13 protein-coding genes are annotated in these 14,054 nt (G+C 41.9%); 6 read left to right on the forward strand and 7 right to left on the reverse strand.

Annotated features, from left to right (window positions below; genetic code table 11):
* Positions 1–108 precede the first annotated feature (108 nt).
* Complete coding sequence (locus ACPUEY_RS03750; RefSeq protein WP_092820162.1) at positions 109–567, forward strand: hemerythrin domain-containing protein; 459 nt, start codon at positions 109–111, stop codon at positions 565–567.
* A 405-nt stretch (positions 568–972) separates the two neighbouring features.
* Here the strand turns inward: ACPUEY_RS03750 and ACPUEY_RS03755 are convergent, their stop codons facing one another.
* The gene (locus ACPUEY_RS03755; RefSeq protein WP_425121188.1) at positions 973–1,839 is read right to left on the reverse strand and encodes an EamA family transporter; all 867 of its coding nucleotides are present in this window, start codon (positions 1,837–1,839) and stop codon (positions 973–975) included.
* A gap of 405 nt (positions 1,840–2,244) precedes the next feature.
* On the reverse strand, positions 2,245–3,477 hold the full coding sequence (gene serA, locus ACPUEY_RS03760) for a phosphoglycerate dehydrogenase (protein WP_425121189.1): 1,233 nt from the start codon (positions 3,475–3,477) through the stop codon (positions 2,245–2,247).
* Positions 3,478–3,832: 355 nt separating this feature from the next.
* On the opposite strand from serA, the gene ACPUEY_RS03765 reads away from it, so the two are divergent.
* From ACPUEY_RS03765 to ACPUEY_RS03780, 4 genes are all read left to right on the forward strand, one after another.
* Positions 3,833–5,242 (forward strand): FAD-binding oxidoreductase, encoded by a 1,410-nt coding sequence (locus ACPUEY_RS03765; protein ID WP_092820158.1) that lies wholly within the window; start codon positions 3,833–3,835, stop codon positions 5,240–5,242.
* Between the two features lie 111 nt (positions 5,243–5,353).
* Positions 5,354–5,734, forward strand: coding sequence for a hypothetical protein (locus tag ACPUEY_RS03770; RefSeq protein WP_425121190.1), 381 nt, complete (start codon positions 5,354–5,356; stop codon positions 5,732–5,734).
* Between the two features lie 89 nt (positions 5,735–5,823).
* Entirely contained in the window at positions 5,824–7,641 is a 1,818-nt protein-coding gene (locus ACPUEY_RS03775; RefSeq protein ID WP_425121191.1) for an ATP-dependent nuclease, read from the forward strand.
* Between the two features lie 420 nt (positions 7,642–8,061).
* Complete coding sequence (locus ACPUEY_RS03780) at positions 8,062–9,291, forward strand: MFS transporter (protein WP_425121192.1); 1,230 nt, start codon at positions 8,062–8,064, stop codon at positions 9,289–9,291.
* 200 nt (positions 9,292–9,491) lie between these two features.
* Here the strand turns inward: ACPUEY_RS03780 and ACPUEY_RS03785 are convergent, their stop codons facing one another.
* The 4 genes from ACPUEY_RS03785 to ACPUEY_RS03800 all read right to left on the reverse strand — a co-directional run bounded on the left by ACPUEY_RS03785 (position 9,492) and on the right by ACPUEY_RS03800 (position 12,663).
* On the reverse strand, positions 9,492–9,797 hold the full coding sequence (locus ACPUEY_RS03785) for a DUF3817 domain-containing protein (protein WP_131273072.1): 306 nt from the start codon (positions 9,795–9,797) through the stop codon (positions 9,492–9,494).
* Positions 9,798–10,096: 299 nt separating this feature from the next.
* Complete coding sequence (sodC, locus tag ACPUEY_RS03790) at positions 10,097–10,645, reverse strand: superoxide dismutase [Cu-Zn] SodC (protein ID WP_425121193.1); 549 nt, start codon at positions 10,643–10,645, stop codon at positions 10,097–10,099.
* A 115-nt stretch (positions 10,646–10,760) separates the two neighbouring features.
* On the reverse strand, positions 10,761–11,888 hold the full coding sequence (locus ACPUEY_RS03795; protein ID WP_261183217.1) for an AI-2E family transporter: 1,128 nt from the start codon (positions 11,886–11,888) through the stop codon (positions 10,761–10,763).
* A 130-nt stretch (positions 11,889–12,018) separates the two neighbouring features.
* Positions 12,019–12,663 carry a ParA family protein gene (locus tag ACPUEY_RS03800; RefSeq protein ID WP_425121194.1) on the reverse strand — a complete coding sequence of 215 codons (645 nt, stop codon included), beginning with the start codon at positions 12,661–12,663 and terminating at the stop codon, positions 12,019–12,021.
* Positions 12,664–12,782: 119 nt separating this feature from the next.
* Here ACPUEY_RS03800 and ACPUEY_RS03805 point away from each other — a divergent pair, with 119 nt between their 5' ends.
* The gene (locus ACPUEY_RS03805) at positions 12,783–13,250 is read left to right on the forward strand and encodes a Holliday junction resolvase-like protein (protein ID WP_131273068.1); all 468 of its coding nucleotides are present in this window, start codon (positions 12,783–12,785) and stop codon (positions 13,248–13,250) included.
* A gap of 112 nt (positions 13,251–13,362) precedes the next feature.
* On the opposite strand, the gene ACPUEY_RS03810 is transcribed toward ACPUEY_RS03805, so the two are convergent.
* On the reverse strand, positions 13,363–13,983 hold the full coding sequence (locus tag ACPUEY_RS03810) for a class I SAM-dependent methyltransferase (RefSeq protein ID WP_131273162.1): 621 nt from the start codon (positions 13,981–13,983) through the stop codon (positions 13,363–13,365).
* Positions 13,984–14,054 lie beyond the last annotated feature (71 nt).

Here is a 14,054-nt window from a genome sequence, read left to right on the forward strand (position 1 = left end):
CCACATGTGCGTCATTCGCTTTTAAGATCATGAGCAGAATGTCTTCAAAATAATGATAAGCAGTCTTTTGAGTGTGTAGCGGCTGTAGCAAATAAAAGGGTGGTGTAGATGAATATTTTCGAAGCTTTACGTGCAAGCCATGAAATCCAGAGAGAACTTTCTGAAAAATTAATCCAGACCTCGGGGAATAGTGAAGAACGTCGTGAGCTGTTTGAACTGCTTAAAAATGAACTGTTTGCTCATGCAGTTGCGGAGGATCGTTATTTATATATTCCTTTAATGATGACCGATTCTGGCCTGAGTATTACCCGTCATGCCCTGGCGGAACACCATGAAATTGATGAATTACTTGAGCAATTGACCGAAACCGATTTTAGCAATCATGGTTGGTTGGCGATAGCCAAGAAACTTTCTGAAAAAGTGCATCATCATTTAAAAGAGGAAGAGCATGGTTTTTTCCAGCAGGCGGGTAAAATTCTGGAAGACCAGCAAAAGATAAGCCTAGCCAAGAAATATTTGGCTGAATATAAAAAGTATAAAAAGGCAGATAAAGACAGTCTGACTTAAAGCGATATAAACAAAAAGACGGCGTGGGATTATTGCTGTCCCATAGTTGAATTCCAAGTGTTTGATTTGTGAGTGTGGCAAGGATGCCACACATTCCCCATCCTTGCGCTGCGTTTTAAAGCAGTGCTTAAAACTGGCTCAGGACGTCGTGTATGGGGAGTAAAGACTTTTCTTGCGAACTCAAGATATATTTTGAGTTCTCATTTTGGTATGTCAAAAGTAGGGTCCAGCCTACACAAAATGACTTAAACTTTTAAAGAAAAGATAAGGCTGTGAAAAAATTAAATATAAATAAATATCAGTAATTTAAGTAATAAATATCCTCATATTAATTAGGTGCTGAAATAAAATTTAAATTGTGGGACAGCAATGGCATTAGTGCCATCTTTTTTGGAATTAATGATTTCAAGACTCGACTTTCTGGCTGGCTCTAAATGTCACGCCAACCGATGCCAGCATGACACACAGCAGGGCAATCCACTGTAACCATCCTATTTTTTCTCCAAGCAAAAGCAGTCCCGTGAGTGCAGCCAGAGCAGGAGAAAGGCTGGATAAGGTGCCATAACTCAGTTTGCTTAAATGCTTTAACGCTTGCAGATCAAGCGCATAAGGAATAGCGGTGGCCAGTATTGCGATTGCCAGGGCTTTGCCCCAGTACTGGGTTTCCACCAATGCATCAGCATTGTTGTATAAGCCAATCGGTAACAGGCTGAGAGCAGACAAACTGATGGCAATGGTTAAGGCATGCATACCAATATTCTGCTGCACCACCTTTTGACCAAAATAAATATAAAAAGCCCAGCACAGCCCCGCCGCCAAGGCACATGCAGCACCGATCAGCGAAAATTGTTCACTTTGAGCCTGTCCCCAAGGCACCATCAAGCCAATGCCTAAAATGGCCAGTCCGACCCACAGATAATCACTACGCCGCTGGATAGAAAGTAAGGCCAGGCCCAAAGGGCCGATGAATTCCAGACCCACCGCAATGCCTTGAGGCAGCTTACCCAAGGACATGTAGAACAGGATATTCATGAACCCAAGTGCTGCGCTATAGCACAATAAGTCACGCCATTTTAAAAAAGACAGCCGCTTTAAAATGTGCCATGAACGAAACATGATGCAGACAATTACTGCGGCAAAACACAAGCGCAAAATCGTCACGGTCAGAGGATCGAGTACCATGAACAGCTGTTTGGCGAAAGATGCACTAATTTGATAGGAGATCATGGACAGAACCATGAACACTACGGCAATAAGTTGAGAATTTGGCATGAGACACGCAGTTGGATGGTCAAGTTAATTAACCATGTTATGGGTGAGCACAGTATAGCGGTTCATGCTGAATTTTTAAGTTTTTACTGGAGGAAAATTTAAATTCATAATTTTAAATTCAAAACTTTAAATTTAGAATAATCGGTAGATGCAGGATGGTTTTATCGATTTGAATTTAAATGATCCATTTTTTAATGGTTTTGCAGTTTGGTTCTTAGCTTGCTGATCAGGGTAATGAGCAAGATCAGTACGGTCTGTACAGCAGGGGCAATTTTGAAAATTGGCTGACACTTAATTCGATCTGATTGTTCGAACAGCATGAGATAGGCAAAACGCCAGATTTTAAAAATCTGGAAAAATAAAAAACCACAGCATGAATGCTGTGGTTTTTTAAATAAAATTGAATTAGAACAATACGCGAACGCGGATTGTACCTTCAACTTCGTGAAGCGTATCGAGTGCTTCTTTAGACGCAGTTGCATCAACGTCCATCACCAGGTAACCGACATCACCTTTAGTCATTAAAGACTGACCAGAGATGTTGATGCCGTGTTCAGCAAACAGGTTGTTGATTTTAGACAGCACGCCTGGAATGTTTTTGTGAATGTGCAGTAAACGGTGTTTACCTTCAGTCAATGGCAACGCGATTTCAGGGAAGTTCACAGCAGACAAGGTCATGCCTTTATCTGAATAAGCAACGAATTTCTCTGCAACTTCAAGACCGATGTTGGCTTGCGCTTCCATGGTTGAACCGCCCACGTGAGGGGTAAGAATCACGTTGTCCAGGCCACGAAGTGGAGAAACGAATTCTTCACCGTTGGCTTTAGGCTCTTTAGGGAATACGTCAACTGCAGCACCTGCAATGTGACCAGACTTGATGGCATCCGCAAGGTCTTCAATCACTACACATGTACCACGTGCAGCATTGATGAAAATTGAACCTTCTTTCATTTGAGCAAACTGTTCTTTGCCCATGAAGTTACGCGTAGATGGAACGTCTGGAACGTGTAGAGATACCACGTCAGCATTTGCAAGCAACTCGCCCATCGTACCGACCTGGCGTGCGTTACCCATAGGAAGTTTGGTTACTGCATCATAATAAATGACATTCATACCCATGCTTTCAGCAAGCACTGAAAGTTGAGAACCGATTGAGCCGTAACCGACAATACCTAAAGTTTTACCACGAGTTTCATACGAACCTACTGCAGACTTGTTCCAGCCACCACGGTGAGTAGAAGCAGATTTAGCAGGTACGCCACGAAGCAATAAAATTGCTTCAGCAAGTACCAGTTCAGCTACTGAACGGGTATTTGAATATGGTGCGTTAAATACTGGAATACCGCGACGCATTGCTGCATCCAGGTTCACCTGGTTGGTACCGATACAAAAACAGCCAACAGCGATCAGCTTGTTGGCTGCTTCGAATACTTCTTCAGTCAGTTGAGTACGTGAACGAATACCAATGAAGTGAGCATCTTTTACCGCTTCTTTCAACGCTTCACCCTCAAGCGCAGTTTTACGGTAATCGATGTTAGTGTATCCAGCAGCATTTAAAGTGTCGATTGCGTTTTGATGAACGCCTTCTAACAACAAGAAACGAATTTTATCTTTAGGCAGTGAAAGATGTTGGCTCATTACGGCTCCGCTACAAAGGCCAAATTTAGTCGCGATATGATAACATACGAGAAGGGTCTATATACATTTCCTTTATGACGGAGACTATAGGTATTTTTGCCATACATATGCCAGGAACTACAGATTTTGGTCTAACTAAAGCTGTAATTTTTAAGCCTAGATTGTCAAAATGCTTATTTTCATCAGGTTTCAGTAAAAAATGTCTTATAATGTCGAGTAGTGAAATCGATCACAGTTATATTGTTGATTTTATGCTCACACCCAGTCTAAGACATGATTTTTTTGTAAATCTCTTTGCAAAGAATGCTCTATAGACCGTCCACCACTTGTATATTTCTTGCTAGGTCTGCAAACGATGAATGCTCCAGTCGCTTTAACACCTGAGTTATTAACCCAATTGACAGCCATTGTGGGTGAAAACCGCATTAAAACTGATGCTGCTAGTCTCGATGCCTGGGGCAAAGACTACACCAAGCATTTCGATCCAAACCCATCAGTCATTGTTTTTCCATCAAGTACGGAACAGGTGCAGGCGATTGTTAAATTTGCCAATGAACACAATATTGCCATCACACCGTCGGGCGGGCGTACCGGTTTATCGGCCGGTGCAGTAGCAGCCAACGGTGAAATTGTGGTTAGCATGGACAAGATGAACCAGATTCTGGAATTCTTCCCGGCAGACCGTATGGTGCGTGTACAAGCGGGTGTGGTGACTGAACAGTTACAAAACTATGCCGAAGAACAGGGCATGTATTATCCGGTGGATTTCGCGTCTTCAGGTTCATCACAAATTGGCGGTAACATCGGCACCAATGCCGGCGGCATTAAAGTGATCAAATACGGCATGACCCGTAACTGGGTGCTGGGTCTGACCGTTGTAACTGGTAAAGGCGACATCCTGCGCCTGAACAAGGGCATGATCAAGAACGCGACCGGTTATGCATTACAACATTTGTTCATTGGTGGTGAAGGTACGCTTGGTCTGGTAACTGAAGCTGAAATCAAGCTGGAACGTCAACCGCAAGACCTGCAAGTGATGGTCCTGGGTGTACCTGACTTTGAAGCCGTGATGCCAGTTCTTCACGCCTTCCAGGCGAAAATTGATTTAACTGCATTTGAGTTCTTTGGTGAACTTGCGATGCAAAAAGTGCTGGATCATGGTCATGTACAACGTCCGTTTGAAACGGAATGTCCATTCTATGTACTGCTTGAATTTGAAGCGCCATTTGAACCAATCATGGACAAGGCGATGGAAATTTTTGAGCATTGCATGGAACAGGGTTGGGTGCTGGATGGCGTAATGAGCCAAAGCCTGGAACAGGTACACAGCTTATGGCGTTTGCGTGAAGATATCTCTGAATCAATCGCACCGTTTACACCATACAAAAATGACATTTCCGTACTCATTACGCATGTTCCTGCATTTATTAAAGAAATTGATGCAATTGTTGCGGATAATTACCCTGACTTTGAAATCTGCTGGTTCGGTCATATTGGTGACGGTAACTTGCACTTGAACATCTTAAAACCAGAGAACCTGTCTAAAGATGAATTCTTTGCCAAATGTCAGGTGGTGAACAAATATGTATTCGATACTGTGAAAAAATATGACGGTTCGATTTCTGCGGAACACGGTGTTGGTATGACTAAAAAACCTTACCTCAACTACACCCGTTCTGAAGAAGAAATTGGCTACATGAAAGCCTTGAAACAGGTATTCGATCCAAACGGCATTATGAACCCGGGTAAACTGTTCGATCTTTAATATTTAACCTGTAAGTTCTATGCGCCGATGACTACATAACTGTTATCGAGTCAGAAAAAAAGACATGGCATCATAGATGCGATGTCTTTTTTTTATGGGGGAGATTTCCCAATGTTACGTTTATTATCGACCTCTATAATGTGTTTGGGTTTAATCACGACGGGTTGTGCAACGACTAAAAAATTGGCCTCTAAAGTGAATATTGGTTCGTCCGATACGCCTTTGCAACAAGTCTTGAAAGAACGACCTGATTTGCGTAAGGGTTCGGCAACCGTGGAGATTCGTCAGTTTTTTAACAGTGTAGAGTCCCCAACTGCTGCACAGGTCAAAGTGACCGAAACGGGTTTAATGGATGACTCGGTTCGTTCAATGCGTACGGTATATAGTTTTAAACTGGTGGATGGGGACTGGAAGAAGGTGGATACAGAGAAGTCGTATCAATGTTTGCGTGGGAAAAATACCAAATCTTTTCAGAAAGCGAAATGCCCTTAATAAATCTTTGATTTATGGTTGAAAAGTAAGCTGTTATGCTGCATAAAAAGCGTATCGATTGATGCGCTTTTTTGCGTTTGGGGATAAAAATGTACTTACAATCAATTCATATCAAAAATTATAGATCTTGTGTCGATAGCCTAGTTAATTTAGATAAGTTTAGTGCGTTAGTTGGTTACAATAATGCTGGAAAAACTAATATTTTAAACGCCATAAATTCATTTTTGGAAAAAAAGAATTTTAGTGCGAATGATTATAATAATTCTGCAAATGCCATAGAAATAACTGCAAAAATTGCTGGCCTTACTCCTGAAGCCTTAGCTGTGATTTCAAACAATGGACAAAGAAATAGTCTTCAGCCATATATTGTTGATGAACAATTGTTTGTGAAATTTATACAAGAACCCTTTAATGGTACTAGAACAAGCTCCAAATTCTTAGTAAAGCCAATTGATGATTCTTTGGAATGGGGTAATCCAAATGGAATCGATGGTGCTATCAAAGCATTATTACCTGATCCTATCGTAATTTATTCTATGCAAGATGCTAATGAGGATGTGGGTAAATTAAAAGCTACAAATACACTGGGAAAAATTATCAAAAAACTAAGTTCACAGATTATGAATGATAATGTTTCTTCTAAAATTAATGATTTAAATGAACTTATAAAAGGAGAAACGAGTGGGTCACAAAAGGCATTATTGAATGATTTTGAAAATTCAGTATCAGAAAAGATGGATGATTTTTTTCCTGATATAAAAATCAAACTACGTATAGAAGACTTAGCATTAGAAGATATATTAGCTAAAAGTAAATTACAAATTGATGAAAATGGTACTTTGAGAGAGTTTTCAAATTTAGGACATGGTGCACAGAGGTCTGTTCAAATGTCATTAATAAGACAACTAGCTGATTACTCGAAAAAAAATAGTTTGAGTTCACAAGTTATTTTGATTGATGAACCTGAATTGTATTTGCATCCTCAAGCTATTGAATTACTAAGAGAAGCATTGGAGGTTTTATCAAAAAATGGTTTTCAAATAATATTTACAACGCATTCGCCATTTATGATAAAGAAAAAACATATTTTAGGAACTAATATAATTAGAAAAATTGAAAATAAAACTGTAGCACTTCCTAGAATATGTGAAACAGTTCCTTCAGATAATAGTGGAAGTATGAATATCTTATTTGGGATTGAAAATTTAGGACAATTGCTTTTTAGTGATCATGTCTTATTAGTTGAAGGTATAACTGAACAAATAATTTTACCTTCCATATTTGAACATATTTTAAATTCAAAATTACAAAAAAGAAAAATTGCATTGATTCATGCTGGTGGATCGGGAGCAGTTGCGGCACTCATAAATATATTAAAAAAAATGAATATAAGTTATAAGGCAGTTGTAGATCTTGATTTTGCTTTTAAGGTAGCACCTCAAAGAACCTATAGATTTTTAGAAGAGAATCACATAGGTTTTCAACCTTGTAAGAGAATTTTATTACAGCTTTGTCAAATAGGAAGTTTATATTTAGGGGAGGATGGATACCCAAGAAAAGGAACAAATAAGGATGGTGAAAGTAATATGCAAGCTGCTAAAGGATTTGAGTTGTTAGCTGAGCATGAAGAATCAGCAGAACATATAGAAAAAATTCACCAAGATTTAAAAAGTCAAAATATTTGGGTGTGGAGATCTGGTGCTATAGAATCTTGTTTATGTTTGGAACATAAAGAAAGTGGTGAATGGCACAATTATTGTAATAAAATTCTAAACACCACAGATATAAAATCTATTTTACATGAACCAGATGAGATCTTTGAATTCATTAGTTGGTTGAGTGGGATTCCTATTTATAAATATATAGAAAATTCTCAGCCAACTAATTTATTAAATAAAGCAGCATGATGAAACACTCGCTTTTATTCATACCAACAGCACCCAATCTGCTGTTGGTGACTTTGCGTCAGTAATTTCAGTATTTTCAGATTATGAATTAGGTAAAATCATTTCTCATTATTATTTTTTTAGGCTTGGTAAAAATCATAGTAACGAATCTATCTAAATAATCTTAAGAAGCTCAAAGAATTAGAAGATAGTCTCTGCTAAACTACACCTACTCAACCAAGTAGGTGTACTTGTTTGAGATCAACTATTCTCACGAATTTTTTATTTAAACACCTGGTGAATACGGTGTTTTAAGTCACTTATAAGCAAGTGCATTTCCCAAACTTTAATTTAAACACTCAATGCTTGGCATTGGGCTGACGCTTCTCTCCCTAAAAATAGTGCGTAGCCCTACAAGCTTAAAATACATGTAGAAAAACAATGCAAAAAGTTCAAACCGCTACCTTAAACCGTGCCACGCTGATGTTCCCATTGGCATTGGTCCTGTTTGAATTTTCCGTCTATATCGGCAACGACTTGGTGCAGCCTGCCATGCTCGCCATTACCAAAGACTTTGGCGTCAGCAGTTCGTGGGCGCCATCTTCCATGTCATTTTACCTGCTGGGTGGGGCATGTGTGGCCTGGTTGCTCGGCCCATTGTCCGACCGTTTAGGACGTAAAAAAGTGCTGCTTGCAGGCGTACTGTTCTTCGTATTGTGCTGCTTGCTGATTTTACTGACGAAAAATATTGAAAGCTTTTTGGCGCTGCGCTTTTTACAAGGCATAGGTTTAACCGTTATTTCTGCCGTCGGTTATGCTGCCATTCAGGAAACTTTTGAAGAACGTGACGCGATTAAAGTCATGGCGCTGATGGCGAATATTTCCCTGCTTGCACCCTTACTCGGTCCGGTGATTGGTGCATTCCTGATTGACCATGTGTCATGGCATTGGGGCTTTATCGGCATCGCCTCATTAGCTTTTTTAAGCTGGTTTGGACTGAAAGCCAAAATGCCCGAGAACAAAGTCAGCATACCAAAACAGCCATTCGGTTATATATGGGATGACTTTAAACAGGTCTATAAAAACAGACGTTTTCTGGCCATGACCTTGGCCTTGCCGATGGTCAGTATGCCGTTGATGCTCTGGATTGCACTGTCACCGGTCATGCTGGTGGAAGAACTGGGTTTTAGCAGCATGCAATATGGTTTGGCACAGTTTCCGGTATTGGGCGGATTGATTGTCGGAAATGTAGTGCTGATTAAAATTATCGACAAACTGGCTTTGGGTAAATCGGTGCTGATGGGTTTGCCGATTATGCTGCTCGGCACCATAATTTTACTGGTTGGAGTGATTTTGCCGGAGTATCTGATCTGGTGCCTCATTGCAGGTATGACGCTCATCAGCTTTGGTGAAGGGATCAGCTTTTCGGTGCTGTACCGTTTTGCGCTGATGTCATCGGAAGTATCCAAAGGTACAGTGGCAGCAGCCGTTTCGATGCTGTTGATGTTCAGTTTCTTTATCATTATTGAACTGGTTCGGGTGATGTATGAACACTACCACTATTTGGCCTATAGCGTGGCGTGTTTTATTTTAATTGCACTGTGGTTCAGTTTTCCGCGAGCGATGCTCAAGCAGATTTTAAAAGAACGGGTGAAGCAGGGACAGTTTTAGCCACTCTATTTGTTCTCACTTCTTAATAGGAGATGAGGAATATATTCCGCAAGGTGAGAAGCTAAGCATAATTTTACCTCCCCTAACCCCTCCTGAAAGGAGGGGAATATACTGATTTGAAATCAGTATTTTCTTTCCGTAGGAGATGAGGGTATATCCTTATTATTCTCTGAAAAAGAAAATCGTCTTTTAATCAGAAACTATAGCTTGGACTCGGCAATCGGCTGCGCAACAGCCTTCAACTTGCGATCGAAAACAAAAGTGCCAAACGGTAAAATGGATGCAATTAAACCCAGAATAAACATCTGAAGCGACCATTTCTGTTTTTCGCACACAACAAACAAAACAATTAAAAACAGGATAAACAGTACGCCGTGCCCCATGCCGACATATTTCACCAGAATTGGATTATCCAGCATATATTTCATTGGCATGGCGATAAACAAAAGCAGGAGAAAGGAAAGTCCTTCTAAAAGACCGACAACACGTAAAGTTTGAATATTCATGGTCATGCTTAAATCTATGAGAATGAACCCTGAGTGTACCGAATATTGCCGCAATGGTGAATAAAAGATCGATATATTTTAAGAACTTATCAAATGCTTATAATCACGTACTGAAACCGGTCTTTCAGCCAGTTCAGGCTTTTTCTAAAGCCCGATTAGTGTGAATATAGCCTGCTTTATCCGTAGAGCTGTGAAATTATTCACCCCAATGTGACTCGGTACGATCTCCGATTGTGAGGTCATCATAAAAAAAAGCAGACACTCTGCCTGCTTTTTTATTTTATGGTTTTATGGACACATTATTGAATCACACCACAGGCAATCCGGTCTCCGCCACCGCCTAAAGGTTTGGGCTCATCGGCATAGTTGTCACCACCTGCATGCACCATAATCGCCAGGCCTTGAACATCGGCCAGTTTTAAACGTGGGGCCACCAGTTTTTCCTGAGATTTTCCTGAAGCATCCACGGTAATGAGGGGTAAATCTCCCAGATGTCCGGTGAGAGGTGTACCGTGATGTGGCGCCTGGTTGGGGTTGAAATGACCGCCAGCGGCAAGGGCAGCGCCCATTTTGCCATCTTTTTCTGCCGGGCCACACAAACCTTTTTCATGAATATGGAAGCCATGAGGGCCGGGTGGCAGATCACGTAAATCGGTATTGATGACCAGACCAGACGGGCTATCGAGTAATTCTACTGTCCCGATTTTATTGCCTATGCCTTGCGCAGTGACGGCATTGACCGTGACATGTTGCGCTTTATGTTCATCTATAGGCTGGGGGCTGGCGCAACCGGCCAAAAATATTGCCCCCAGGGTGGCAATTGCAAGGGGTTTAAATGGTATTTTCATGAGTGGAAGCATCCTGACTTTTTTATAATTGGCACCATTGAAACAAAGTCGTGGATGCAAGACCACGTGATTTAAGTAGTGGAATGTATAAGTTTCTTAACCTGGACTTGTCAGCTTAATCAGGGTGATGGGTTTCATCATCAATATCATGGGCAAGGGTGGCCTTAGGCATCATTAAGCCTTCAGTTTCATTGGTTTCATGCAGCCATTCCCGCCAGATCGCCAGTAATACCGCCAGTATGACCGGACCGACAAATAATCCCACCATACCGAAGCTGGCCAGCCCACCCAGCACCCCAAACATAATCAGCAAGAACGGAATCTGGGTAGCCCCTGAAATCACCAGTGGACGGATCACGTTATCTGCGGTACTGACCACACATACGCCCCATACCATTACCCCGATTGCTTCAATGGTGTGCCCCTGAGAAAATAACCATAGCGAAACAGAGGTATAGGCAATCGGAGGCCCAAAAGGAATCAGTGCCAGCAGGAAGGTAATGATGGTCAGCACCATCGGGTTAGGCACATCGGCTACAAAATAGCTGATGCCTGCCAGAACCGATTGGGCAATGGCAGTCAGTCCTACACCGTAAACTACGGCACGTGTGGTTTCAGAAATCGTGTCCAGGTAATGGTGGATACGCGGACCAATCACCATTTCTAGAGCTTTGCTGACCTGATGTAAAATGGTGTGGCCATCACGGTAGAAGAAAAATAACGACAGCACGGCAAAGCAGAGCTTGATCATGTTCTTGCTGACTTCGTTCAGTACCGCTTTTCCGTAATTTAAATGGCCTTGAATCCAGATCGAGACGGACTGGATAATGCTGTTCGGGTCCTGATTAATCTCTCTTAACGTACGTGAAATTTCTTTGCCAATAAAAGGTAACTGCCGGATAAAGTCAGGAACGTTCAGGTGACCGGAAAAAACCTGTTTCTGTAATTCGTAATACAGGTTTCGGCCTTCATGCTGCAACATGAAGATCGCAAAAATAATCGGTAAACCCAGGACTAAAACGACAGAAAGAATCATTACTGTGGCGCTCAGCGTAGGACGCTGTCCACACATGCGCAATACCGACTGATACAGCGGCCAGGTGACATAGGCAATAATTGCCGCCCAAACCACAGGTACAATAAAATATTTGAGCACATGAAAACTCAAATACATCAGGACAAAAAACAGTCCAAATAATAAAACCTTTTGTAATGTGGGCGCGTAATGTTGCACTGAATTCACTGACTACTTCCTAAGTTCGGAGATCATCTTAACCGAAAAAAAAGCTCCCGAAAACGAGAGCTGGGTAAGTTGTGATGAATATTTATTGAACATTTCCATGCCAAAGCTTGGACTGCGCCATTCAATGCAATTAAAACCAGGCACTGGGATCATCAATAATGGCATTTAACAGCGGTTGCCATTGCGCTTGCATGGACAAATAGTTTTTTTGCGTTTTATCAAAAACACTCAGTCCATGCATGGCAAGCTGGGCATAGGCCGCCCGTTCGGAAATCCAGGCTACCGGCTGCTGTTCAATTTTTTGGAAGAAATCCTGGATATCTTTGGAGCTGGCACTGTTTGCTTTCATCCGGTTGGCCAACAGTAAAATTTGCACCTTGCCTTTGCGGATACGCTTAATCTCTTTTAAATGCTTCAGAAAACGGCGGGTACTTTCTATATCAAAGAAAGAAGGTTGCAATGGCGTAATAATGGCATGGGCTTCACTGATCAGCTGTTCGGCATGCTCGCCAGACAGGGCACCAGGTGCATCCACAATCAGATATTCGATATTTTTAGGCACCTCACCAATCGATTTTTCCTGACGCCAGTCCAGGCTTTGAATGGGAGCCGCATCTTCCGGACGCTGTTTCAGCCACTGCAAGGCCGATTTCTGATTATCTGCATCGGCAAGTGCTACTTTATATCCCTTTTGTGCCAAAGCGCTAGCAAGACTAATTGCGGTAACAGTTTTCCCGCATCCCCCTTTTTGATTGGCAATTAAGATAGTTTTCATGACCCTAACGATTTTATTCTGCTCAGTCCTAGCATATCATTGTTTGATGTGATGAAGATGACTCATGACAAAAGTCTAAAGATATAAGTAGCGGTAATTTTTACAATTAAGGAAAAAGAATGTCCATTTGGATGGCAATGCTGATTGGTGCGTGTATTGGCGTGGTGCTCACCACCATGATTTTAAGCAACACCCGTAATGGACGCGTCAAGGCAGAGTATGAGCAGTACATTGCGGAACTGGAACTGGAGCATCAGCAGGCTTTGGCCCATGCGCAAAAACGCAGCGTCAATACCAGTCGTGCAGTGCTAAAAGGCAAGATGGCCGAGCAGCTGGCACCGATTATGCCCCAGTTTCAGTATTTACCCAGTGATGCCAAATTTCTGGGTGATCCGGTCGATTATGTGGTTTTCGATGGCTATACCGACCTGCGGGATGGCGAGGGAAGTCCCGAAGATATCGAGGTGGTACTGATTGACATTAAAAGTGGCGGTGCACGCCTGACCAAGGGGCAACAGGCGATTGCCCAGGCCGTTCGGGAAGGGCGGGTACGTTTTGAAACGGTGCGCATCGATTTTGATGATTAACACCGTGATGATTGCACGAGTTTGAATTCAACATCATTAGAGATCTTTGATAAGTCAAACAATATTCAATTTGAAAAACTTGCAGTCATTCATAATGATTGATGAAAGAAGCCTATTGTTTTTGAGCGCGTGCAAACAACATGCGTTGGGCAATTTTAGGAATACCAGCCGCATCCAGATAATGTTTTTCTGTAAAGCTGAAATGTGCATCCAGCAAGGCCTGTTCAATATTGCGGTTCAGATGGCAGCCATCGGCAAGGCGTTTTTGAACGGGCGTCAGCAGGTTTTGCAGATGTTGCAGTGCCGGGCGGTCAGACAGTACATGTTCGACCAGATGCAAGGTTCCGCCAGGCTTGAGCACGCGATGCAATTCTGCCAGGGCCTGATCCAGATGCTCAATACTGCAAAGTGTCCAGGTACTGACGATATGATCGATACTATTGTCGGCAAAAGGCAGCTTTTCTGCACTGGCCTGAACGTGCTGCACATGAATGGCACTTTCGTGCACGCGTTTAATCGCCAGCTGATAAATATCGGCATTCGGTTCCAGTGCGTAGAGCGTATCGACATTTTGATAAAAAGGCAGATTCACTCCGGTACCAAAGCCAATTTCCAGCACTTCGCCTGCAATGGGGAGTAGTAGTTCGCGACGCTGATCCATGAGGCTGGGTGTTTGCATTACCTGATTGAGCAAATGCGGAAAAATGTGTTGCTGGTAAAATTTATAAATCATTGTCACTTAATTTTTCTTACTTTATATCATTTTAGTTTAACCAATCTTCTGTTCAGGGAATAAGACAAAAA

The sequence above is a fragment of the Acinetobacter sp. G11 genome, from assembly GCF_049808495.1.
In the GTDB taxonomy this organism is placed as follows: Bacteria; Pseudomonadota; Gammaproteobacteria; order Pseudomonadales; family Moraxellaceae; genus Acinetobacter; species Acinetobacter kookii.

Bases quoted from the DNA above. Each gene is read 5' to 3' on its own strand.
- sodC (WP_425121193.1), bottom strand. From the start codon at position 10,645: ATGAAAATACCATTTAAACCCCTTGCAATTGCCACCCTGGGGGCAATA.
- ACPUEY_RS03775 (WP_425121191.1), top strand. From the start codon at position 5,824: ATGTACTTACAATCAATTCATATCAAAAATTATAGATCTTGTGTCGAT.
- ACPUEY_RS03770 (WP_425121190.1), top strand. From the start codon at position 5,354: ATGTTACGTTTATTATCGACCTCTATAATGTGTTTGGGTTTAATCACG.
- ACPUEY_RS03750 (WP_092820162.1), top strand. From the start codon at position 109: ATGAATATTTTCGAAGCTTTACGTGCAAGCCATGAAATCCAGAGAGAA.
- ACPUEY_RS03765 (WP_092820158.1), top strand. From the start codon at position 3,833: ATGAATGCTCCAGTCGCTTTAACACCTGAGTTATTAACCCAATTGACA.
- ACPUEY_RS03805 (WP_131273068.1), top strand. From the start codon at position 12,783: ATGTCCATTTGGATGGCAATGCTGATTGGTGCGTGTATTGGCGTGGTG.
- ACPUEY_RS03780 (WP_425121192.1), top strand. From the start codon at position 8,062: ATGCAAAAAGTTCAAACCGCTACCTTAAACCGTGCCACGCTGATGTTC.
- ACPUEY_RS03810 (WP_131273162.1), bottom strand. From the start codon at position 13,983: ATGATTTATAAATTTTACCAGCAACACATTTTTCCGCATTTGCTCAAT.
- ACPUEY_RS03755 (WP_425121188.1), bottom strand. From the start codon at position 1,839: ATGCCAAATTCTCAACTTATTGCCGTAGTGTTCATGGTTCTGTCCATG.
- ACPUEY_RS03785 (WP_131273072.1), bottom strand. From the start codon at position 9,797: ATGAATATTCAAACTTTACGTGTTGTCGGTCTTTTAGAAGGACTTTCC.
- serA (WP_425121189.1), bottom strand. From the start codon at position 3,477: ATGAGCCAACATCTTTCACTGCCTAAAGATAAAATTCGTTTCTTGTTG.
- ACPUEY_RS03800 (WP_425121194.1), bottom strand. From the start codon at position 12,663: ATGAAAACTATCTTAATTGCCAATCAAAAAGGGGGATGCGGGAAAACT.